This window comes from Bradyrhizobium sp. BRP20, from assembly GCF_020194215.1.
Lineage (GTDB): Bacteria > Pseudomonadota > Alphaproteobacteria > Rhizobiales > Xanthobacteraceae > Bradyrhizobium > Bradyrhizobium yuanmingense.
Window position 1 is genome coordinate 68,342 of sequence record NZ_JADYVY010000016.1, and the last position, 19,899, is coordinate 88,240.

Consider the following 19,899-nt stretch of genomic DNA (forward strand, 5'->3'; position numbering starts at 1 on the left):
CTTCCGGCTTTGCGAACTGCCCCTGCGGGAATCACGACGCGCACCCCCGCTTCGGCCGCCAGGGCAGAACTGCGCTCGCCCGCAGTATTGGCATCGCCTTGTCTCCGCCTCGACTGCACAGGGACACCCGCGCGGGTGCCGTTCATAGCGCGAAGGTAGCCGAAACAGCCTTAAGTTTTTGTTTGGAGGAAGCTCAATTCTTCAGCTCAAAGCCTCCGTATCATCACGGAGGTCGGCTGGTATTGGGAAATCAGGCACATCGCCACGTCGCAAGCGGCACATTTTAACCGTCTTTGGACCGTTTTTCACATCGCGCGCGCAAGGACGATCGTGCCGGACAGGATGAGGAGCGCGCCTGCCGCATAACTCAACCGTTGGCCGAACGGCAGCAGCTTCTCGGCGGCGACATAGAGCGCGATGCCGATGATCCAGGCCAAGTTCATCACGCCGCCGACGAACAGCAATACCATCAGAAACCAGCAGCAGCCGACGCAGTAGCTGCCGTGGCGAAGTCCCATCCGGAATGCGCCGCGCGTGCCGGGCCGCCAATATCGACTGAGAAACAACAGCGGACTGTCGCAGTAGCGCAGGCAGGCCTGTTTGAGCGGCGTGAACTGATAGAGCCCTGCTGCAATCAGCACGCCGCCGCCCAAAATCGCGCTGGTGCTTGCCATCGCCATCGACAACAACCCGAAGCGTTCGAATGCTCCTTGCACCAAGACCGCAGCGAGACTGAACCCGGCCCACGTCACGAGATAACCGGCGAGAAAGATCCAGCTATCGATTGCGGCGCGGGAGGCAGCCTCCTGCCTGCGCTTGATGGTCGCATACAGGAGAACGGTGGGCACCGCGCTCGGCGCCATCATCGCGACCATCATCACCCACCACATCACGAACAGCAGCGCGCCATAGAACGGCGTCCACGGCATCGGCGCCATGTCCGGCATGTCGGCCATCATCTCGGTGTCCATGCCGGCGCCCGCAGCGAGATAGGCCCAGGCGAGCGCGACCACTGCGGCGGTCCCGATCGCGACGATCAGCCGGTCGCGGTGGAGCAAGTGTTCGAGTATCGAGCGCTCCTGCATCGACTTGTCCATGGCGACGAGGAGCTGACACCGAGATCTTGTGTCGGTGTCAGCGCCGCATCATGCCGCAACGCCCTTGGGCGTCTGCACGACATTGGCGAGCGAGCTATGCGTAGCGCGGGTCTCGAACCGGATCGCGCCAGTCGAGCGGATGTCGGCGGATGCGACCTCGGCCGCCCGATGTTCGAACCCTTCGGGCATGACCACCTGGATGCGGTGCGGATCACCGGTCACCGGATTCTTGATCGGCTCGACATCGGTCTCGAGCACGCCCTTGGCGACGAGTCTTGCGACGCGTCCGTCCTTGTCGAAGGAGAACTCGAACGGCACAAACACGGGATCATGGATCCTGGTGACGATCATGCTGACGATCTGGAACAGCGTGCCTTCGGCCGAATGCTTACCGGAGAAGATATCGAACAACGCCTGTCGCTGCTCCGCCGTGGCGCGTTCGTCGATGATGGGCTGGATTGTCCCGTTGCCCTCATGCAGCGGCCCGGGGAAATCGACCGTGATCGCAAAGCAAAGACCATCGAGCCTGGTCCCTTCGAAATGTCCCTTGGCGATCCGCATGGCGACCAATCCCTTGCAATAGCCTTGGGTCGGCCGTGCGTTGAAATCGCAGGGGCAGCCGAACGAACAGGTGCAGTTCTTCATCCATTCGCCTTCGAGACGCCAGTCCGATGCAGCCATGGCACATCTCCTGATATGAGCGGGGACGCGGCAGCCGTTGACGAATTTGTTCAGCGTTCTTGTCGAAGCAATGCGAAAAGGCGCGAGCGGGATCGAGATCCGATCAGAAGGCCGGCATCGCAGAAAAGTATGGTGGCGAGCTGCCGTTTACCGTCCGAGGATCATATCAGCGGCCGCCGGCCACGTATAGCGGACGAGGGTCGTGGCTCGGGGGCAGCTACAGCTCGGGGGATGTCCGACGTCCGGGGCGTGGTGCGCAGGGGCGGGATGCGCTCTCCGACGCTCTTGTAATTGAAATATCGAGAGAATTTCTAGCAAGCAACAAGAACGTATTGGCATGAGTGAGCACGTCCGGCTTTCCCTTCGGATTCCAGAGGATGCCAAATTGGTGAAGCCGCGCCGTGAGGAACGAGAACTGCCGAAACCGATCGAGGCCGCCATGGGCTTCGATCGCCAGTTGCTGAAGATTGGCATCGATCTCTTCCCTCACTCGTCCAGGAAGGTTCGGCAATGGGCGACGAACCTCGCTGGATACTGGAACATCGCGCCGTGGCCGGAGTCCGGATAGAGAACGAGCTGGGCGTTCTTCATAGCCTTGAACATGTTGTAGGCGTTGATGCTCGGAAACATCGTGTCGTCGCTGCCGTGCACGATGAGCGTAGGCTGCGCGATGGCGCGGAGCGTCGCTTCGCCTTCATGCTTCCTGGCGCACCAGCCAATGATTGCCTTCGCCTGCGCGTTGCTGACATCCTCGCCGCTGTCCGGATCACGATCCTCCTTGCGCATCGTTGCGCGGGCGACGAAAGCGCGGCCGGCGCGCTGACTTTCTTCGGAGGGTGTGAAGAACAGGGGCAACCGCACATCCGTCCCGCTTTGAGCGAAGGCTTCGTCGACTACGGCGAGCAGATGTTCCTCGCCCCCGCGCGGTGCAGCGCCGGCGATGATGAGCTTGCGGATCAAGCCGGGGTGCTGCACGGCAAGCACTTGGGTGAGCATGCCGCCGAGGGAGAAGCCGAGGAGGTCAACCTTTGGCAGATCAAGGCCTCGTATGAATGTCTCGGCATCCGAGGCCATCTGCTCCACCGTGTCGGGCGTCCGGCCGGTGGAGGTGCCTATGCCGAGATTGTTGAACGCAATGACCGGCCGCGTTTCAGCAAGGCTATTCACCACTGCCGGATCCCAGGCATCCATCGTCCCGGTGAAGTGCTGCAGCAGGATGAGCGGCGTCCCGGCCGTCGGGCCGAGCCGCCGGAAGGCGAAGCGCACATCGCCGACGTTCAAAGATTCTGTTCTAGCGGTTTCGAGCGACATGGTTGCTCCTTTGTGAGTTGCATTTGCTTGATGCGGAGTCGATCCTGATGATTGGCAGCGCATCTACATGGTGAGGACGATGCGAAAGCGGGCTTCGCCCGCCATCATCTTGCGATACGCTTCCGGCGCGCGTTCTAGCGGCATCGTCTCGATCATGGCGGCAACGCCAGCGAGCGAGCTGAACCGCAAGGTGGCATCGGCGGTCGCTGGATCGCCGGTCAAGGCGCCTTCGATCGAACGCTCGCCGAACAGGAGGTCGGACGTCGCGATCTCCGCAGGTTCGGGAGATGCGCCGAGCGCGATGATCCGGCCGCGCGGCCGAAGCCCCTTCACCGCGTCTGCCACAGCTCTACCACCTGACGCGGTGATGACGACGAGCTGCGCGCCGCCCAGATCCTGCAGCGCGGAAGCAACCGCGACGCTCGAGCTGTCGACATAATGGTGGGCGCCAAGCTTTCCGGCGAGACCACCTTTGTCCGGTCCGCGCCCAATCGCCACGACCTCGAAGCCCATGCGCCGGGCGAACTGCACGGCGAGGTGCCCGAGGCCGCCAATGCCGATCACGGCGACCAGATCGCCGGCGCGAGCGGGAGAGTTGCGGAGCGCGCTGAAGGTCGTCAGTCCGGCGCAGAGCAGCGGAGCGGCGTCTTCCGAGGCGAGCCCATCGGGAATCGACACGAGGCCACTTGAGCGCGCGAGCATGTACTGCGCGTAGCCCCCGTCATGATGAACGCCGGTGAACTCCTGGTTCCGGCAATTGACGAGATCGCCGCCGCGGCACTCTGCACAGTGTCCGCAACTACCTCCGAGGAAGCCGATGCCGACGCGCTGCCCGAGCGTCCAACCCTCGACGTTGCTGCCGACCGCGTCGATCACGCCTACAGCCTCGTGGCCCGGCACGCGCGGCCATTGGATCGGAAAAGCCCCTTCGACGGTCGCGGCGTCGGAGTGGCAGACACCGCAGGCCTCGACGCGAAGGCGGACCTGCCCGGGGCCGGGATCGACAAGCGGCTTTTGCGTCAGTTCGAGCTGTCCCGGCGCGACGGCCTGAACAGCGCTGTATGTCGTCGGATCGCTCGACATGAAAGCTCCAAGGTCTGAAAAACCTGTCGGAGCGCTACCAGCGGCCTGCCCAAGCCGACAGGACGTAGATGCCATCATTCCGGCCATGCATGGCGAAACATCGCTGGAACGACCATCTAGGCGATTAGCAACCGTCGCGGAGAAAGCATGAAGATCGGCCTCGTCCTTTGCCCGAGTTTCCAACCCGTCTGCTTCGGAGCCGTCGCAGCGTTCGACGTGGCCAACAAGCAGGCCGGCGAGAAGGTCTATGACGTGCGCGTCCTCTCGGAGGAAGGAGGACTGGTCGCCTCGTCATCCGGCATGCAGGTCATGACGGACCCAATCGACGATGCTCGCTATGACACGCTGATCGTCGCCGCGGGCCTGGAGATACCGACCTCGTCGCCGGGATTGGTCCGGCTGCTTCGCGCTGCTGCTCGCGACGCGCGCCGCGTCGCCGCCATCTGCCTGGGCTCGTTCGTCCTGGGAGATGCGGGCTTGCTGAACGGCCGGCGCGCCACCACGCATTGGCGTTACGCGCAGGCGCTGCAGGACCGTTTCCCCAGCTGCGAGGTCGACATGGACAAGATCTTCATCGCGGACGGACCGATATGGACGTCAGCCGGCATGACCGCGGGAACGGACCTGGTCGTGGGCATGATCGAGCGCGACCACGGCTCCGATATTGCCCGTTCGGTCGCGAAGGGCATGGTCATGTACCATCGCCGCTCAGGCGGACAGTCCCAGCATTCCACTTTGCTGGACCTCGGCGCGAATGAAGATCGGGTCCAGCGCGTGCTGAACTACGCTCGTCAGAACCTTGCCGAAAACCTCACCGTTGACGAGCTTGCCGAGGCCGCGTGCCTCAGCCCCCGGCAGTTCACGCGGCTGTTTCGGGCGGAAACCGGCACCACGCCCGCAAAGGCGGTCGAAGCGTTGCGTGTCGAAGCCGCGAAGTTGATGCTGGAACAAAGTCGGTTGCCGATCGAGGTCATCGCTCGCGAGGTGGGGTTCGCGAACCGAGAGCGGATGCGTCTGGCGTTTGCGCGCGTGCTTGGGGAGGTCCCTAGAGCCATCCGCAATGATGCCGGACCGCTGGCCGCACTATGATCGACGCGCGACCGCGGCAATGCGTGTGAGAAGGCGGCCCATGTCGGATCAATCGTCATAAGGCCACCGGCTTCTCACGCCGTCGAGTTTGGATTCCAAAGGCTCATCGCTAGCTGAGCCGGATGTTGGAAAGATCGATCGAAACGACGAGGGGCTCGGTGCTGAAGCTGCCGTCTGGCTGGCGGGAATAGATCCGGCGTTTCGTCGGGAGTTTGATGCCCGAGACTTCCGTGTAGTCTTCGATGATATGCGCGCCGGGCGTGTTGCCGGAGATCTCGACGTTGTAGTCGTGGCGCTTCAGCAGCCCCTCACCGTCGAAATAGAGCGTCTGCACGGTGCTGTGCGTCGCGATCTCTGCCGGAAATCGCACCGCAAGGCGGCGCCAGTCTCCGCTGTCGGTCGGCCAGGGCTCCAGTTCCTCGGTCTCAAGTCTCGGCCAGGCAAGCAGGAACGGCATGTTCAGATAGGTCCACATCGCGCAGCCGGCGAAGTAGGCGAGTTGCAGTTCAGTCCACGGCGTTTGCAACTCATGGCCGGCAAAGCTCGCGCGCGGCTCAAGCAGCTCTTCGAGAACCGTTCCGTTGTCTGCTTCCAGAGCCACCCGGCTCGGCTCAAAGCGCGAGCGGCGATGGTCAGCGCCGAACGGAGCGTGTGACGCCCACTGCCTCTTCAGACCCACGGTGACGTTGGTCCGCTCGAGGGTGACTGCCTGTCCCTTCAAGGACCACAGGACGCCGCCCTGCACAAGATCGGCCGACACCTGCTCGAACTGCCGCCACCGATCGAGGCCTCCATGGGCTTCGATGGCTATATCCTTGAGTTGCTTCATGGTTGGGCTCCTGCGGAAGCCGCGCGGGATCGCGCAGCCTTTAGCGGGAGCCTAGGCGGTCGGCCAAGCCTGCCGAACGACTTAGATGCCTTGATTCCAGACGCCGCCGCGCGCCGGGTTTTCCAGATGCCTCTTGGCAAGCTCCAGGAAGAGAAAAGAAAAACGCGAGCGCGCTTCGCGCCGGTCATCTGGCAAGCGCTATCGTACGAGATCGTGCTTCAGTGTGGAAAAGCGTAGATTGGTGCCCAGGGGCGGAATCGAACCACCGACACTGCGATTTTCAGTCGCATGCTCTACCAACTGAGCTACCTGGGCGTGCTCCAAGAGAGGGGCCAAAGCCCATCGAGCGGGCGGTTTATAGTGGGCTCGAGGCGGCCTGTCCACCCGGCTTCGCCAAGAGGCTTCGCCGGGCGCGGCCCGTCTGTGCACAAGATCGGGCGGGGTTGCTGTGGCTGGCGCTTGGCGCCTCGGTAAAGCCATTAACGCCTTGATAAAACGAAATTATTCGACGTCGTCGGTTTCGTCGTCGCGGCCGGGGATGACGTAGGAGCCCTTAAGCCAGCGGTTCAGATCGACGTCGCGGCAGCGCGAGGAGCAGAACGGACGGGTGGCCTGCGTCTGCGGCTTGCCGCAGATCGGGCAGGTTTTGAGCGGGCCGGTGGGCTTGTTGACCTGGTCGTCCATGGATGTCGGCAGCTTACACGGGGTGACGGGATTCAAGAGCCTGCCCGGAAACGGGTTCCCGGTGCAGCTGCGCATGCGCCGCTGGTCGGACCCGGCGGGGCCATTCTACTGTGCATGGGGTTGTTTTCGAGGTTTTTGTCGGCGTGGCCCTTGGGCTCACTTGGGCTCACACCGCGGTGGTATTGAGCCAGCCGAAGCGGATCGGAAAGCCCTCGCCGCCGAGCAGCGTCGTGGTCTCGTACAGCGGCAGGCCGACGACGTTGGTGTAGGACCCCACCATCTTGACCACGAAGGATCCGGCGATGCCCTGCACGGCGTAGCCGCCGGCTTTGCCGCGCCATTCGCCGGAGCCGATATAGGCCTGGATGTCGTCCTCGGACAGGCGCTTGAAGCGCACGCGCGTCTCGACCAGACGCTGGCGGAAAGCCTCGCGCGGCGTGACCAGGCAGATCGCGGTGTAGACGCGGTGGTTGCGGCCCGACAGCAGCCGCAGGCACTGCGCGGCCTCGTCGACCAGATTGGCCTTCGGCAGGATGCGGCGGCCGACCGCCACCACCGTGTCCGCGGCGAGGATGAAGGCGCCGCGCAGCTCGTCGTCGAGCTGCACCGACTTCAGCGCAGCGTCGGCCTTGGCTCTGGCCAGCCGGTTGGCACAGGCGCGCGGCAGCTCGCCCCGCCTCGGCGTCTCATCGACGTCGGCCGGCCGGAGCGCATCCGGCTCGATGCCGGCCTGGTTGAGCAGCGACAGCCGACGCGGCGAGCCGGAGGCAAGTACGAATTTGGGGCGGCCAAGCATCAGGTGATTTGGAAGATGAGGCAGGGGTGAATTGCGCGCGGAACCTATCGGAAGGGGGCTGATTTCACAACCCGGGAACCGGAGTTTGGTGATTCGAGGTATCCGCCACGGCTGTGCCTGCTCTCTGTGACGCGGGTGTTACGGCGGGCTGATGCTACCCGCTCGCCGCGCCGACCTTGGCGAAGCGCCGCCGGATGCGCATCAGGAGCTGATCACAGACCTCGCGATAGGCAGCTAACTTCTGGTCGCGGCTGCCTTCGATGGTGGTGGGATCCTGCGTCGGCCAGTATTCGACCTCGGCCGCGAGCGTTCGCGTCAGCTCCAGCGCCTTGTGATGCGCCTCGGGCGAGAGCGTGATGATGAGGTCGAAATTCAGTCCCTCCCAATCCTCCAGCTCCTCGAAGGTCTGCGGCTTGTGGCCGGAGATGTCCTGGCCGAGCTCGCTCATCACGGCGACGGCGAAGGGATCGAGCTCGCCCTTCCTGTTGCCGGCCGACTTCACGTAGAGGCCTTGCGGAAACATGTGCTGCAACAGGCTCTCGGCCATCGGCGAGCGCACGCTGTTCATCGCACAGGCGAACAGCACCGATTGCGGATCGCGTGCGCGTGGGGGCGCAGCCATCCGTGATCAACCCTTCCAATGGAGAACAGTAATGAGCGTGAACAGCCGGCGCGAGGTCTCGAAGTCGACCCGCACCTTGCCTTTCAGCCGCTCCTGCAGCGTGCGCGATCCTTCGTCATGGATGCCGCGGCGGCCCATGTCGATGGCCTCGATCTTGTCGGGGGTCGCGGTGCGGATCGCCTGGTAATAGCTGTCGCAGATCATGAAATAGTCCTTCACGATCCGCCGGAACGGCGTCAGCGACAACAGATGCGCGACCACGGGAGTGCCGTCCTCGCGGCGGATGTCGAACATCAGCCGGTTGCCGGTGATGCCGATATGCAGCGTGAACGGGCCCTTGCCGTCCGCGCCCTCGGGCGCAAACAGGTTCTGCTCGATCAGATCGTAGATCGCGATCGCCCGCTCGTGCTCGATGTCGGGCCCGGAACGGCCAATCGATTCCTCGTCGAGCGTGACGCCGACGATGCGATTAGTTGAGTCGTCCTGTGCGGGCGGCTTTGTCATGACAGATTGAGGCGCAATCCAATCGAGCGGGAATGGGCATCCAGCCCCTCCGCCTTGCCGAGCGTCATCGCGGCCGGACCCAGCGCACGCAATTGGTCGGGCCCGCATTTCAGGATCGAGGTGCGCTTCATGAAGTCGTGCACCGAGAGGCCGGAGGAAAACCGCGCCGAGCGCGCCGTCGGCAGAACGTGGTTGGAGCCGCCGACATAATCGCCGATCGCTTCGGGCGTGTGCGGTCCGAGGAACACCGCGCCGGCATTGCGGATCTTCGCCGCGAGCGCGTCGGGATCGACGGTCATGATCTCGAGATGCTCGGCCGCGATGGCGTCGGCAAGCGGGACGGCGTCGCCCAGGTTCTTCACCATGATAACGGCGCCGAAATCGGCCCAGGACGCGCTGGCGATCGCGGCGCGCGGCAGCGTCTTCAGCTGCGCCTCGACCGCCTTTTCGACGTCGGCGGCAAGGCGCGCCGAGTCCGTGATCAGGATCGACTGCGCGCTGGAATCGTGCTCGGCCTGCGCCAAGAGGTCAGCGGCGATCCAATCGGCGTTGCCGGTGTCGTCGGCAATGACGAGCACCTCCGAGGGGCCGGCGATCATGTCGATACCGACCTTGCCGAACACCAGCCGCTTGGCGGCAGCGACATAGGCATTGCCGGGGCCGACGATCTTGGCGACCGGCGCGATGGTCGCGGTGCCGTGCGCGAGCGCGGCCACCGCCTGCGCACCACCGACACGGTAGATCTCGGTGACGCCGCCGAGATGGGCGGCCGCCAGGACCAGCGGATTGAGCTTGCCGTCAGGCGAGGGCACCACCATCACGACGCGCGACACGCCGGCGACTTTCGCCGGCACCGCGTTCATCAGCACCGACGACGGATAGGCCGCCGTGCCGCCGGGGACGTAGAGGCCGGCGGATTCGATCGCGGTGTAGCGCCAGCCGAGCTCGACGCCGAGCGGATCGGTGAAGCGCTCGTCTTTCGGCAGTTGGCGCCGATGATAGGTCTCGATGCGGTCGCGCGCGAGCTCGAGTGCATCTAGCGTCGCAGGCTCGCAGGCCTTCACGGCGGCCTCGATCTCGGCGGCGGAGACGCGCAAGGAGGATGCGTCCAGCTTCAGGCGGTCGAACTTGGCCGTCGCCTCGAGCAGGGCGGCGTCGCCACGCTTGGCGACGTCGTCGACGATCGCGCGCGCGGCGGCCTCGACGTCGGCCGAAGCCTCGCGCTTGGCGGCGAGGAAGGCTGCGAATCGCTGGTCGAAATCGGCGCTGCTGCGGTCGAGGCGAACGGGCATGTTTCGCTTGGCTTCCGGCTGGTCTTGAGGGGCGGGTCGGCGCACCAGGTCCCCTGCTCAATGGCGCGGCGGGAAAGCTGCGTCAACCCTCGGCAGATGCCATCCCAGCCAGGGCCCATTCGGCTGGTATACGGCCTCTTCAGCCCTCCCCCTGGACTCCAGTGCCCAGCGTGTCGGCCCCGAGGTCGGTCAGCTCGCATTCCAGACACTCGACGTCCAGGCGGATGGCGCCGCCCTGGGCGAACAAAAGCAGGGCGCTGCCGCCGGGCTCCTCGGCGCGGCCGTCCCGGGGGTGAAATTCAATGCCGACGAGATCCAGGATCTTGTCCGGCGCGGCGAGGTCAATGTTGCGCGACTTGCAGGCGAGCACACGGTCGAAACGGAGCGCTGCGACCAGCCGGCGCGGCTCGGTCTCGCCCTCCAAGGTCTGCTCCCAGTCCAGCCGGCTCATTCCGACCACAAGCCGTTTCTCGCCCTGCCGCCAAATGATATCGGAAGCCTGGACGCGGGCGTCCTGGACATGGGTCGAGATCACGGCGAGGTCGTCGGCGTCGAGAGCGATCAGTTTGAGCTGGGGCGACATCGCCGCGCCTCTCCTTGGGTGGACGGGGCTCAACGCGCACGAGCCCCGAAATTTCCACACACAAGTTAAGCCCTCGTCCGGCTCGCCGCTACGCGGCGAGCCACCCATTCCCACAACAAGGGAGGGTGAGAGTCGTGAAACCTCACTCCCTGAAGAACGCCAGGAGATCCGCGTTGATCGTCTCGGCATGCGTGGTCGGCATGCCGTGGGGGAATCCCTTGTAGGTCTTCAGGATGCCTTTCTTGAGCAGCTTGGCCGAGAGCGGCGCCGAGTCCGCGTATGGCACGATCTGGTCGTCGTCGCCGTGCATCACCAGAACCGGCACGTTGATCTTCTTCAGATCCTCAGTGAAATCGGTTTGCGAGAACGCGACGATGCCGTCGTAATGCGCTTTCGCGCCACCCATCATGCCCTGGCGCCACCAGTTCTCGATCACCGCTTCCAGCGGTTTTGCGCCGGGGCGGTTGTAGCCGTAGAACGGGCCGGCGGCGATGTCGCGGTAGAAGGCCGAGCGGCCGGCGGCAAGCTGGGCCTGGAAATCGTCGAACACGCTTCTGGGCAGGCCTCCGGGATTGGCTGCGGTCTGCACCATCAGCGGCGGCACCGCGGAGAGGATCGCGGCCTTCGCGACGCGGCTCTCGCCGTGACGGGCGATGTAGTGCACGACCTCGCCGCCGCCGGTGGAATGGCCGACATGGAGGGCGTTCTTGAGGTCGAGATGCGCGGTGAGCGCGGCGAGATCGTCGGCATAATGATCCATGTCGTGGCCGTCGGCGACCTGCGCCGAGCGGCCGTGGCCGCGGCGGTCATGGGCGATGACGCGATAGCCGCGCGTGACGAAGTACATCATCTGCGCGTCCCAATCGTCCGAGGACAGCGGCCAGCCATGGCTGAACACGATCGGCTGGCCCGAGCCCCAGTCCTTGTAGAAGATCTCGACGCCGTCTTTGGTGGTGATGGTGGGCATGGTGGGGCTCCTTTCAATGAGAGACGTCATTCCGGGACGCGCGTCAGCGCGAACCCGGAATCTGGAGATTGATAAATCGGGATTCTCTGGTGCGCGATTGCGCACCAGAGTTTATCGCTGTGCGATGGCCGGAATGACGAGAGGGGCCAATCAGGCAAACGCCAGGGGCTTGTAGCGGCGCCAGGCGCCGATGGTCAGCACGACGAAGAACACCAGCACGATGCCCTGCACCACGGCGAAGACCGGCCCCGATGGCGGCGCCGGGGGCACGGCGGGCGCGAGCGCGGCAAGTGCGGGCACCTTGAGGAACGACTGGATCACCAGCACGAAGACGTTGAAGTAGAGCGAGATCATCGCGGTCACGATGTAGACCGGGCGCCAGACGCCGCCGAGCTTCATACCGTAGAGCGCGAAACAGGCGATCGCGAGCAGCACCAGCGAGATGATGCCGATGATGTGCGAGGGCAGCAGCTCCTTGAATGGAAACAGGAAACCAGTCGCGCTGGTGAGAATGGTGAACAGCAGGAAGATCGCAGTCAGGCCAGGCATCGACTTAGAGCCGAGCAGGCCGAACATCACGACAAGCCCGGCGACGATGGCAATCAGGCTGATGATGACATGGATCAGCGTAAGGGCGGGCAGGCTTAGGCCAAGCACCATGACATCTCTCCTACTCTCGGCGTTGAGGTGACGAGAATAGTATTACGGTCCTCATCGGATTACCACCTGCGTTGTCGTCACATGCATGAGCGCAGCCATGCGTCATCGTGCGAAATCGAAAAACGCATGGCTGAACTTTTTGCAGCGCTGTCACAAACGACGGCAGGCTTTCGACGAAAGTTGAATCGAACTCACGCGTTCTTGGTATCGAAGATCAGGATGTCGGCACCGCCGCTGGCGAATTTCGGCACGTCGGCGCCGGTTGCCTTGCCTTCCTCGCTGCCAAAGGCGGCCTGAACGTCGGCCACGCTGTCGAAGGTGAGGATGGCGACGAGATGGATTCCGGAAGGGCCTGCGGGAGATGCGACCGGCCCTTTACTGACGGCGTAGTTCTTCAGGCCGGGAAGTTTCTTGGCGAGTGGAATGTGCGTCTCGGCATAGTACTTGTCGAAGGCGGCAGCATCCTTGGGTGTCTTGTAGAGCACGACGACTTCAGCCATTTGGTCCTCCCGTTGAATCGTTGTTTTTTCCGCGCGCGATTTGCCTCGCGACGAGGGGATAGTCACGCATTGCGCAGCAAGATGACAAGCCGGATTTGGCTTGCCATTGCCTTGCCTTGTCCTTGACTAAAGCGCCGGTTTTGCGGCGTCGCCGAGATAGCCATGCAGGGAGGCAACGACCTGCGCGCCCTCGCCGATGGCGCCGCCGACGCGCTTGACCGAGCCGGAGCGGACGTCGCCGACGGCGTAGACGCCGGGCACGGAGGTCTCCAGCGGCGCCACCAGCTTGCCCTGGTTCTGCTCCGACTGCGCGCCCGTGACCACGAAGCCGCCGCGATCGAGCGTCACGCCGCAACCGTCGAGCCAGGACGTGGCGGGATCGGCGCCGACGAACAGGAAGAGATTGCGGATGTCGGCGGAATCCTCGTCATCCGAGAGCCGGCTCTTCCAGCCGATGCGCCGCAGCAGCGAGGCCTCGTCGCCCTCGAGCGCGGTGATCTCGGTGTTGAACATCAGTTCGATGTTCGGAGTCGCTTCGATGCGCTCGATGAGATAGCGCGACATGCTGGCGCCAAGGCCGCCGCCGCGGATGATCATCAACACGCGTTTGGCATGGCCCGACAGGAACACGGCCGCCTGGCCAGCCGAATTACCGGCGCCGACCAGAGCCACCTCCTCGCCGGCGCAGAGTCGCGCCTCCACGGGCGATGCCCAGTACCAGACGCCGCGGCCCTCGAACTTGTCGAGGTTGGCGATATGGGGACGGCGGTAGCGCGCGCCGCTGGCGACCACCACCGAACGGGAGCGCAAGGTCTCGCCGCAATCCAGCGCCAGCGCGAAGGTGCCGTTGGCGCGCGAGCAATCCAGCGAGCTCACCGACATCGGAATCATGATGTCGGCGCCGAACTTCTGCGCCTGGGTGAAGGCGCGGCCCGCCAGCGCCTGGCCGGAGATGCCGGTCGGGAAGCCCAGATAGTTCTCGATGCGCGCGCTGGCGCCGGCTTGGCCGCCAAAGGCGCGGGTGTCGACGACCGCGACCGAGAGACCTTCGGACGCCGCATAGACCGCGGTCGCGAGCCCCGCCGGCCCGCAGCCGACGATGGCGACATCGTAGATACGGTCGTCCTTGGCCCCGCCAATCATGCCGATGGCGCGGCCGAGCTCGGTCTCGCTGGGATTGCGCAGCACCGTGCCGCCGGCCGTGACGACGAGCGGCCAATCCTCCGGCTTCGGCGAATAGCGCGCGATCAGTTCGGCGGCGTCATGCTCGCTCTCGGGATCGAGCAGATGATGCGGCTGGCCATTGCGGGTGAGAAAGCCCTGCAGGCGCACCACGCCCGCGGAGTTCGAGGGCCCGATCAGCACGGGGCCGCCGATGCCGCCCTGGATCAGATTGACCCGGCGCAGGATCAGCGCGCGCATGATGCGCTCGCCAAGCTCGGCTTCGGCCACCAGCAGCGCGCGCAGCCGGTCCGGCGGGACGAGCAGCACCTCGACATTGCCTTCGGCGCGGCCGTCGACCAGCGCCGGCCTGCCCGAGAGCTGGCCAAGCTCGGCCAGAAATTGACCCGGCCCCTGATCGATCACCGGAGTGACGTGACCGAGACCGTCGCGCTGGGTGATGGCGACGTGGCCCGCCAGCACCACGAACATGCCGGGCCCGGGCTTGCCGGTCTCGAACAGCAACTCGCCGTCCGCATAGGTGCGCATTTCGCCGAAGTGCCTGATCCGTTCGATCTCGGCGGGCGTCAGCGCCGGAAAGGTCTGCTCGGGGCGGGTGAACCGCAACAGCTGCGCATCACGGTCGGTTCGTTGTGTTTCGTCCTGCCCCATGGCCACTGCATGCACTCCAAAATTTCCAGCCGCCGGCGTTCAACGAGAGGTCTTACCGGCGGCCCCCTCATTTAGGGAACCATCGTCGTTCTGCGAGGGGTCGGTGCTTGCGGCGCGTTCGCGCGCCTGCAACTTCCGCCGCTTCAGGTTTTCGCGCAGCGCCGATTTCAGCCGGTCGTCCCGGGACGCCCTCGGCTGCCTCGCGCTCTTGTCAGTCTCGTCGCCCATCGCGGCTCCATCACAGCAACCGGCCACAGGATGCCATCGAAGTGTGGCAGCTCAAGAGGGTGAGGCGATAGGACCCTTGCGAAACGCGAGATGGATCGAATCCGGCTCCCCGGCCAACTGACCAGTTGGGCAGGGATACCAGACCGTGAATCGGCGTGAACTCGGTCGTTTCGCGCGAAAACGGGCATTTTGACGCCGATATCGGGCCGATTTTCTCGTTTTGGCGGGGCTAGCAAGCTTGCACAGGAGGGGGGCTTGTGGCAGATATCGGCCCGCTTGGTAGGCCCCTCGGGCGGCCGATTCTTGTCCCAGCACATGCTGCCGTAGCTCAGTGGTAGAGCACTCCATTGGTAATGGAGAGGTCGACAGTTCAATCCTGTCTGGCAGCACCAGCTTTCCTCACCGACGCGAGCCGTGTTGAACCAAGCCTTGTGCCTGGCCAGCGCGCCCGCAACACCCATGGATGCGATCGTGATCACACGCTCCCTGCCCTATGAAGGACTGCTCCACGAGATCGTCGAGCACAATGGCGTGCTCTATCTCGGCGGCATCGTCCCTGAAGATGCCGGGCTCGACATGGCGGGCCAGGCCGAGGATGTGCTGCGCCAGTTGAGGACCCTGCTCGAGGGAGCCGGCTCCGATCTGTCCTGCGTTCTGCAGGTGACGATCTTCGTGGCCGACCTCACGGAGAAGGCCGCGTTCAACCAGGTGTGGAAGCGCTATTTCACTGCGGAGCATCTGCCGGCGCGGGCCGCGATCGGCGTTGCGGATCTCGGCCCGGGCGTCAAGCTGGAGCTGACGGCGATCGCCGCGCGCCGCTGATCCTCACGGGCGAGAAGAGCAAGCTCGGTCGTTTCGTCAGTCTTCCACACATGGCTTGGCATTCTCGCGGCCCGAAACGCCCGAGTTTTGCTCGTTTCCTTGTCCCTCTTCTATGAAGAGGGCGCAGGGAAGGCCGGGTGCCGGCTGGCACCCACGGTCCGCTGTGCGACAGCACACGCAGAAAACTGCACAGCGGCATACAGGTGAAGCCCAACACACGGCCTTCCCTGCGCAGTGGTTTGACGGCTTATGCCTGCTCTCCCCGGAGCCGAGTTCCTTCTGGCCTCCGTCACCTCGCGAATTGACGATGCCTCAAGGCCCGGTTGAGCCCAGATGCATCTCCGCAAGGTTTGACCGTAGCAACGACGGTCAGGACCACACGGTTTTGCCGTACGCAGCTTCCGGCTCCGCCAAGAGGCTTCGCCGGATGTTGGCGCCGTCCGTTCCGCACGCTGTGAGACCTCACGAGGTTCATCTCGCCCTGGTCCCGCCCCGCGTGCCCGACGCAGCCGCGTCCACCGCACCCTGGCCCTCGTTCGTGACGACGTACGATCGCCCCTCTCCTTGGGCCGGGATGAGCGATGGATACTGCAATTCCGAATTTCGGTAAAGTGGAATATATTTGCGGGAAGGGATTGACGGGGGCTGCGCGGGAGAGGTGGTGTTTTGCCCGACGGGCCAGAAGCGTTGCGATCGGTGTCCTTCCGGTTGCGCCTCTTCGAAAGGTTGCGGCCACACGGCACGTTGACCCCTCATTTCATGGTGCTAGTCTTTTCGCTCGCGACCTGTCCGGGAGGACACGATGGGATGGTTCGACCGCCTGTTTGGAAGGATGTCGGAGCCGACGATTCCTCTTCTTGCGAGATTTCGGCGGAAATCAAAAGCACCGACCGATCCTGATCTTTTGAAAATCGCCAAGGACCGGAAGGGACATGTTTCCCGCAGAGCCGTCAGGGACGAGTATAATCGGCTGGTCCTGGAGAAGTACGCGCACGACAAGTCGTGATGCGCGTCGAGGATCTCAGTAGCCCGTAGGATGGGTAGAGCGAAGCGAAACCCATCTGCTCCTTGTCGAGCCACGAAACATGATGGGTTTCGCAAGGGCTCTACCCATCCTACGCACTGCGCACCATCAATGGTCGCCATTCATTTGCAGTGCTGCGAAGCGGTCGTCCGAACGGCGCAACCGCCGGCACAGCTCGCGATTGATGTTCTGCAGAACGATCACGTAGGCGCGGATGTCGGCCTTGTAGCAGGCATAGAGCTTTTGGGCCGTCATCTCGTACAGCACGGTCGGCGCCTCCGCGATAACAGTGGCGGAGCGGTTCTGCATTTCGATCAGCGTCATCTCGCCGAAGAAATCGCCAGGCTCCAAACGCGATATCGGGATGACCCTGCCCGCATGCGTGCGTTTGCTCACCGCCAGCCGGCCGGACTTGACGATGAACATCGAACGTCCCGGCTCGCCCTCGGCCACAACGGTCGCGTCGGCCTCGAAGCGGCGCTCGACCAGCATCGAGATCAAGAGGTCGAGGCCTGCCTCCGAAAGCCCGCCGAAGAACGGCGTCGCCAGCAGGAACGCTTTCAGATCGGGGGACGTGACGAGCATTGCGCGAGGTTACGCCCGGTCGAAGGCTGCGGCAAGCTAAGCGGTGCAGCCAGGTTCCGTCATTGCGAGCGTATCGAAGCAATCCAGGAATGTGTCCGCGGAAACAGTCTGGATTGCTTCGTCGCAAGGGCTCCTCGCAATGACGCGGCGAGAGATTTCACCTCTCGACTCTGGACCACTGCCGCGCGCAGCGAAACCCATCAGACCCGTGCGGTGGCGAAGATGATGGATTTCGCAAGTGCTCTATCCATCCTACGGGCCGCACAGTGCGAGCTATTTGGGCCGGCGCCCCGTGATCGCGTGCGCGCGCGCAGTGCAGGTGATGCGACCGTCCGCATGCGCCGGCAGGCCCGCACGCACCCGCGCTATGAGCGTCTCGACGTCTGCGGGCCTCATGGCGGCAACGGAAGGCCGGAGCGCGGGGGACTTCAGACTGATTGCCCAGAAGTCGTCGAAACCTGAAAACGTCCGTTGCACCGTAATCTCTCGCGTTTGCACGTCCTCGAGACCTGCTCCTCGCCACAGGTCCCGCAACGCTTCCATGCGAGAGGCGTCCATCCGCGGCGGGCGCGTTGCCGGAATGCCCATCGCCTTCATCTCGTCGTAGATCGGGTCGAGCGGAAAGCCGCCGCCCAACATGTCCCACATATACGTCATGACCGCACCGCCGGGGACAACGACCCGCACCATTTCGCTGACGCCCCTGGCGGGATCCGGAACGAATACGAGAACCAACGCCATCACGGCCGCGTCGAAGCTGGCGTCGGCGAAAGGAAGTGCCATCGCATCGCCCTGGTGAAACTTTGCCGCGCGCGCCGTAGGTCGTGTGCGCGCAAAAGCAAGCTGCTCGGCCGAGGGGTCAATGCCCTGGACCTCGGCGGGGTTGCAGCGCTCGACCAGGAGTTCAGTGAAGGCGCCGTTGCCGCAACCGATGTCGATCCACCGCAAGCCTGCAGGAGGTGCCAGCCAATCAAGGAATATCTCGCCTGCGAACCGGCTCCAGATTCCCATCATCTGCTCGTAGGCGGCACCGTCGTCGAAGCGAATGGTCTGCTCTGCCATGTCGAGATCCTCCCGGCCCGATGACGATGCTTGGCGCGCGCCATTCTGCGCACAAGAGATGGGACTGGGGAAGTCCCCAGGTTATCGCAGATGACTCGTACCAGCGGCCAGCGCGCACGCCTCGTCCTTCGAGACGGCGCTGACGCGCCTCCTCAGGATGAGGCTAATCAGCATCAGTGCTCGTTGAAATTTGCTGCCGCGCACTCCACCCTCATCCTGAGGAGCCCGCCCAAAGCGGGCGTCTCGAAGGATGGCCGCGGGGAAAGCTCCCAAATGCGATAGCCCCCTGGGGAAGTCCTGGAGCTGACCAGATCCGCCGGATTATTGCCGTGCGACATTCTCCCCGCGCGGCGCCTGTCGCTTCCGCCTCACCTGCAGGTCAATCATGACTTTCACGGCCGCCGCGAGGACGAGCGCACAGAGTGCCACCTTGGAGATCGTCTCCATCGTCCCCTCGATCAGCAGGCAATGGACCACGCTGCCTGCGACGATGACGATGGCGAGGGGAATATGGATGATGCGCCAGGTTCGCGGCCGCAATCCCAACCGCCTTCGCAACAGAGCCAGGAATGCAACCGCGAAGATGGCCCACATCGCGGTCACGCCGAAGGGAGAGAACGGCGTCGGCGATGAGAAGGTCAGTGCGTCCACCATGTCGGGCGGGCTGGTGATCCAGAGGCCGGCGACGTGGATCAGAATCGCGAGAGCAAGCGCGCCGCCGATCCAGAGATGGGCGCGCCTGCCGCGATAGGCCGACAATCGCGGCAGGTAGCCGCCGATCAGCAAGGGCTGCACGAGCACGAGACCGAGGGCGATGATGCCGGCGAAGCCGGCGATAATGTAGACAGGATCGCGCCATGCCAGCTGCTCGCTGGCTGCAGCAAGCGCAACCGGCACGCCGATCGCCAAGCCAAGGGCGACCCAGATCAGGGGCGCCCGGGCCGATCTCCATCGCGTCATCTGCAAGTGGGGTTCAAGCCGGCTGCAGCACGAAGTGCGCCTCCAGGCTGGTCTCCTTGGCGCTCCGCATCACCGGCCGCAGGAAGACGGTCTTGAACTCGCCGCTGTCATAGGCGAGGTGGCCGTGCGGCTGGCCGAAGATCGGAATGATCTGCGGCATCTCCAGCCGGAACCTGCCGTCCTTGTCGGTGAGCGTTGCGCCGTGGCTCTGCGGCTCGTGCTCCCGCCCTTCGACGGTGTGCGCCCAGATCTGGATGCGCTGCCCGGCCAGCGGAGCCCCGTCGCCGGCGCGGCGCACGGTGCCGCTCATCCAGAAACCGCCCTTGCCGATCCGCTCCACGATCGCCGCGCCCTTGCGGTAATTGTTCGCGCCGCCCGACATCGATTCGGTCGGTGCGAGGCCGCTCGCACGGGCGGGCAGCAGGACGCCGGAAGCGCCGGTTGCCAGAAGGCCCGTTGCGAGGACGGAGCCGCCGGCAGCGAGGAGGTTGCGGCGGGTGAAGACGACCGTGGTCATGTCAGTTCCTCCTGGCAGCAGCGCAGCTGCTTCCCGCAAGCTACAATACCAGGTGTAAAACGCCCAGTTGGCGCGAGGGGCGCCAGGGCCTGCAATAACAGTGTTGTGAACGGCCGTCTTCGCGGCGTGCATCTCTCAGATGAGCTGACAAGAGGGGCCCGCAAGTGCTC

23 protein-coding genes and 2 tRNA genes are annotated in these 19,899 nt (G+C 64.3%); 4 read left to right on the forward strand and 21 right to left on the reverse strand.

What is annotated here, in order from left to right; all coding sequences use genetic code 11:
* Positions 1-305: 305 nt before the first annotated feature.
* The 4 genes from I6F33_RS29590 to I6F33_RS29605 form a co-directional block, all read right to left on the reverse strand.
* The gene (locus I6F33_RS29590; protein ID WP_225144915.1) at positions 306-1,085 is read right to left on the reverse strand and encodes a DUF2182 domain-containing protein; all 780 of its coding nucleotides are present in this window, start codon (positions 1,083-1,085) and stop codon (positions 306-308) included.
* Positions 1,086-1,145: 60 nt separating this feature from the next.
* On the reverse strand, positions 1,146-1,778 hold the full coding sequence (locus I6F33_RS29595; protein ID WP_225144916.1) for a DUF1326 domain-containing protein: 633 nt from the start codon (positions 1,776-1,778) through the stop codon (positions 1,146-1,148).
* A gap of 486 nt (positions 1,779-2,264) precedes the next feature.
* On the reverse strand, positions 2,265-3,089 hold the full coding sequence (locus I6F33_RS29600) for an alpha/beta fold hydrolase (protein ID WP_225144917.1): 825 nt from the start codon (positions 3,087-3,089) through the stop codon (positions 2,265-2,267).
* Positions 3,090-3,152: 63 nt separating this feature from the next.
* Entirely contained in the window at positions 3,153-4,172 is a 1,020-nt protein-coding gene (locus I6F33_RS29605; RefSeq protein WP_036027006.1) for an alcohol dehydrogenase, read from the reverse strand.
* A gap of 147 nt (positions 4,173-4,319) precedes the next feature.
* Between I6F33_RS29605 and I6F33_RS29610 the strand changes: the two genes are divergently transcribed.
* Positions 4,320-5,261 (forward strand): GlxA family transcriptional regulator, encoded by a 942-nt coding sequence (locus I6F33_RS29610; protein WP_225126902.1) that lies wholly within the window; start codon positions 4,320-4,322, stop codon positions 5,259-5,261.
* A gap of 109 nt (positions 5,262-5,370) precedes the next feature.
* On the opposite strand, the gene I6F33_RS29615 is transcribed toward I6F33_RS29610, so the two are convergent.
* The 13 genes from I6F33_RS29615 to I6F33_RS29675 form a co-directional block, all read right to left on the reverse strand.
* Complete coding sequence (locus I6F33_RS29615) at positions 5,371-6,090, reverse strand: hypothetical protein (protein ID WP_225144918.1); 720 nt, start codon at positions 6,088-6,090, stop codon at positions 5,371-5,373.
* A gap of 239 nt (positions 6,091-6,329) precedes the next feature.
* Positions 6,330-6,405, reverse strand: a tRNA-Phe gene (locus I6F33_RS29620).
* Positions 6,406-6,591: 186 nt separating this feature from the next.
* Complete coding sequence (yacG, locus tag I6F33_RS29625; protein WP_036027000.1) at positions 6,592-6,774, reverse strand: DNA gyrase inhibitor YacG; 183 nt, start codon at positions 6,772-6,774, stop codon at positions 6,592-6,594.
* 166 nt (positions 6,775-6,940) lie between these two features.
* Complete coding sequence (locus I6F33_RS29630; RefSeq protein WP_025032373.1) at positions 6,941-7,570, reverse strand: Maf-like protein; 630 nt, start codon at positions 7,568-7,570, stop codon at positions 6,941-6,943.
* Between the two features lie 154 nt (positions 7,571-7,724).
* Entirely contained in the window at positions 7,725-8,192 is a 468-nt protein-coding gene (locus I6F33_RS29635) for a low molecular weight phosphatase family protein (RefSeq protein ID WP_225140517.1), read from the reverse strand.
* Between the two features lie 6 nt (positions 8,193-8,198).
* On the reverse strand, positions 8,199-8,696 hold the full coding sequence (locus tag I6F33_RS29640; protein WP_025032375.1) for a UPF0262 family protein: 498 nt from the start codon (positions 8,694-8,696) through the stop codon (positions 8,199-8,201).
* Positions 8,693-9,988, reverse strand: coding sequence for a histidinol dehydrogenase (gene hisD, locus I6F33_RS29645; protein ID WP_225144919.1), 1,296 nt, complete (start codon positions 9,986-9,988; stop codon positions 8,693-8,695). The genes I6F33_RS29640 and hisD overlap by 4 nt, the downstream gene beginning before the upstream one ends.
* 139 nt (positions 9,989-10,127) lie before the next feature.
* Positions 10,128-10,571 (reverse strand): DUF2948 family protein, encoded by a 444-nt coding sequence (locus tag I6F33_RS29650; protein WP_036014359.1) that lies wholly within the window; start codon positions 10,569-10,571, stop codon positions 10,128-10,130.
* Between the two features lie 142 nt (positions 10,572-10,713).
* Complete coding sequence (locus tag I6F33_RS29655) at positions 10,714-11,538, reverse strand: alpha/beta fold hydrolase (RefSeq protein WP_036039828.1); 825 nt, start codon at positions 11,536-11,538, stop codon at positions 10,714-10,716.
* Between the two features lie 150 nt (positions 11,539-11,688).
* Positions 11,689-12,198 carry a hypothetical protein gene (locus I6F33_RS29660; protein ID WP_036014365.1) on the reverse strand — a complete coding sequence of 170 codons (510 nt, stop codon included), beginning with the start codon at positions 12,196-12,198 and terminating at the stop codon, positions 11,689-11,691.
* A gap of 191 nt (positions 12,199-12,389) precedes the next feature.
* The gene (locus tag I6F33_RS29665) at positions 12,390-12,698 is read right to left on the reverse strand and encodes an EthD family reductase (RefSeq protein WP_225144920.1); all 309 of its coding nucleotides are present in this window, start codon (positions 12,696-12,698) and stop codon (positions 12,390-12,392) included.
* Between the two features lie 126 nt (positions 12,699-12,824).
* Complete coding sequence (locus I6F33_RS29670) at positions 12,825-14,531, reverse strand: FAD-dependent oxidoreductase (RefSeq protein ID WP_225144983.1); 1,707 nt, start codon at positions 14,529-14,531, stop codon at positions 12,825-12,827.
* 39 nt (positions 14,532-14,570) lie between these two features.
* The gene (locus I6F33_RS29675; protein ID WP_036014369.1) at positions 14,571-14,759 is read right to left on the reverse strand and encodes a hypothetical protein; all 189 of its coding nucleotides are present in this window, start codon (positions 14,757-14,759) and stop codon (positions 14,571-14,573) included.
* A gap of 317 nt (positions 14,760-15,076) precedes the next feature.
* Here I6F33_RS29675 and I6F33_RS29680 point away from each other — a divergent pair.
* The 3 genes from I6F33_RS29680 (at position 15,077) to I6F33_RS29690 (ending at position 16,587) form a co-directional block, all read left to right on the forward strand.
* Positions 15,077-15,151 (forward strand) — tRNA-Thr (locus I6F33_RS29680).
* A gap of 79 nt (positions 15,152-15,230) precedes the next feature.
* On the forward strand, positions 15,231-15,581 hold the full coding sequence (locus I6F33_RS29685) for a RidA family protein (protein ID WP_225144921.1): 351 nt from the start codon (positions 15,231-15,233) through the stop codon (positions 15,579-15,581).
* A gap of 802 nt (positions 15,582-16,383) precedes the next feature.
* Positions 16,384-16,587 (forward strand): hypothetical protein, encoded by a 204-nt coding sequence (locus I6F33_RS29690; RefSeq protein WP_036026980.1) that lies wholly within the window; start codon positions 16,384-16,386, stop codon positions 16,585-16,587.
* Between the two features lie 126 nt (positions 16,588-16,713).
* Here the strand turns inward: I6F33_RS29690 and I6F33_RS29695 are convergent, their stop codons facing one another.
* From I6F33_RS29695 to I6F33_RS29710, 4 genes are all read right to left on the reverse strand, one after another.
* A complete protein-coding gene (locus I6F33_RS29695; protein ID WP_225144922.1) occupies positions 16,714-17,190 on the reverse strand; it encodes a Crp/Fnr family transcriptional regulator in 477 nt (158 codons plus the stop codon).
* Positions 17,191-17,463: 273 nt separating this feature from the next.
* Entirely contained in the window at positions 17,464-18,252 is a 789-nt protein-coding gene (locus I6F33_RS29700; protein ID WP_225144923.1) for a class I SAM-dependent methyltransferase, read from the reverse strand.
* 321 nt (positions 18,253-18,573) lie between these two features.
* Positions 18,574-19,212, reverse strand: coding sequence for a ferric reductase-like transmembrane domain-containing protein (locus I6F33_RS29705; protein WP_225144924.1), 639 nt, complete (start codon positions 19,210-19,212; stop codon positions 18,574-18,576).
* Positions 19,213-19,225: 13 nt separating this feature from the next.
* Entirely contained in the window at positions 19,226-19,729 is a 504-nt protein-coding gene (locus I6F33_RS29710; protein WP_036014379.1) for a twin-arginine translocation pathway signal, read from the reverse strand.
* Between the last annotated feature and the right edge of the window lie 170 nt (positions 19,730-19,899).

What these genes read in the sequence shown, in the direction of transcription:
- I6F33_RS29700 (WP_225144923.1), bottom strand. Translation starts at nt 18,252, where the DNA reads ATGGCAGAGCAGACCATTCGCTTCGACGACGGTGCCGCCTACGAGCAG.
- yacG (WP_036027000.1), bottom strand. Translation starts at nt 6,774, where the DNA reads ATGGACGACCAGGTCAACAAGCCCACCGGCCCGCTCAAAACCTGCCCG.
- I6F33_RS29655 (WP_036039828.1), bottom strand. Translation starts at nt 11,538, where the DNA reads ATGCCCACCATCACCACCAAAGACGGCGTCGAGATCTTCTACAAGGAC.
- I6F33_RS29590 (WP_225144915.1), bottom strand. Translation starts at nt 1,085, where the DNA reads ATGCAGGAGCGCTCGATACTCGAACACTTGCTCCACCGCGACCGGCTG.
- I6F33_RS29615 (WP_225144918.1), bottom strand. Translation starts at nt 6,090, where the DNA reads ATGAAGCAACTCAAGGATATAGCCATCGAAGCCCATGGAGGCCTCGAT.
- I6F33_RS29595 (WP_225144916.1), bottom strand. Translation starts at nt 1,778, where the DNA reads ATGGCTGCATCGGACTGGCGTCTCGAAGGCGAATGGATGAAGAACTGC.
- I6F33_RS29690 (WP_036026980.1), top strand. Translation starts at nt 16,384, where the DNA reads ATGGGATGGTTCGACCGCCTGTTTGGAAGGATGTCGGAGCCGACGATT.
- hisD (WP_225144919.1), bottom strand. Translation starts at nt 9,988, where the DNA reads ATGCCCGTTCGCCTCGACCGCAGCAGCGCCGATTTCGACCAGCGATTC.
- I6F33_RS29670 (WP_225144983.1), bottom strand. Translation starts at nt 14,531, where the DNA reads ATGGGGCAGGACGAAACACAACGAACCGACCGTGATGCGCAGCTGTTG.
- I6F33_RS29705 (WP_225144924.1), bottom strand. Translation starts at nt 19,212, where the DNA reads ATGACGCGATGGAGATCGGCCCGGGCGCCCCTGATCTGGGTCGCCCTT.
- I6F33_RS29675 (WP_036014369.1), bottom strand. Translation starts at nt 14,759, where the DNA reads ATGGGCGACGAGACTGACAAGAGCGCGAGGCAGCCGAGGGCGTCCCGG.
- I6F33_RS29650 (WP_036014359.1), bottom strand. Translation starts at nt 10,571, where the DNA reads ATGTCGCCCCAGCTCAAACTGATCGCTCTCGACGCCGACGACCTCGCC.
- I6F33_RS29710 (WP_036014379.1), bottom strand. Translation starts at nt 19,729, where the DNA reads ATGACCACGGTCGTCTTCACCCGCCGCAACCTCCTCGCTGCCGGCGGC.
- I6F33_RS29605 (WP_036027006.1), bottom strand. Translation starts at nt 4,172, where the DNA reads ATGTCGAGCGATCCGACGACATACAGCGCTGTTCAGGCCGTCGCGCCG.
- I6F33_RS29660 (WP_036014365.1), bottom strand. Translation starts at nt 12,198, where the DNA reads ATGGTGCTTGGCCTAAGCCTGCCCGCCCTTACGCTGATCCATGTCATC.
- I6F33_RS29600 (WP_225144917.1), bottom strand. Translation starts at nt 3,089, where the DNA reads ATGTCGCTCGAAACCGCTAGAACAGAATCTTTGAACGTCGGCGATGTG.
- I6F33_RS29635 (WP_225140517.1), bottom strand. Translation starts at nt 8,192, where the DNA reads ATGGCTGCGCCCCCACGCGCACGCGATCCGCAATCGGTGCTGTTCGCC.
- I6F33_RS29665 (WP_225144920.1), bottom strand. Translation starts at nt 12,698, where the DNA reads ATGGCTGAAGTCGTCGTGCTCTACAAGACACCCAAGGATGCTGCCGCC.
- I6F33_RS29640 (WP_025032375.1), bottom strand. Translation starts at nt 8,696, where the DNA reads ATGACAAAGCCGCCCGCACAGGACGACTCAACTAATCGCATCGTCGGC.
- I6F33_RS29695 (WP_225144922.1), bottom strand. Translation starts at nt 17,190, where the DNA reads ATGCTCGTCACGTCCCCCGATCTGAAAGCGTTCCTGCTGGCGACGCCG.
- I6F33_RS29630 (WP_025032373.1), bottom strand. Translation starts at nt 7,570, where the DNA reads ATGCTTGGCCGCCCCAAATTCGTACTTGCCTCCGGCTCGCCGCGTCGG.
- I6F33_RS29610 (WP_225126902.1), top strand. Translation starts at nt 4,320, where the DNA reads ATGAAGATCGGCCTCGTCCTTTGCCCGAGTTTCCAACCCGTCTGCTTC.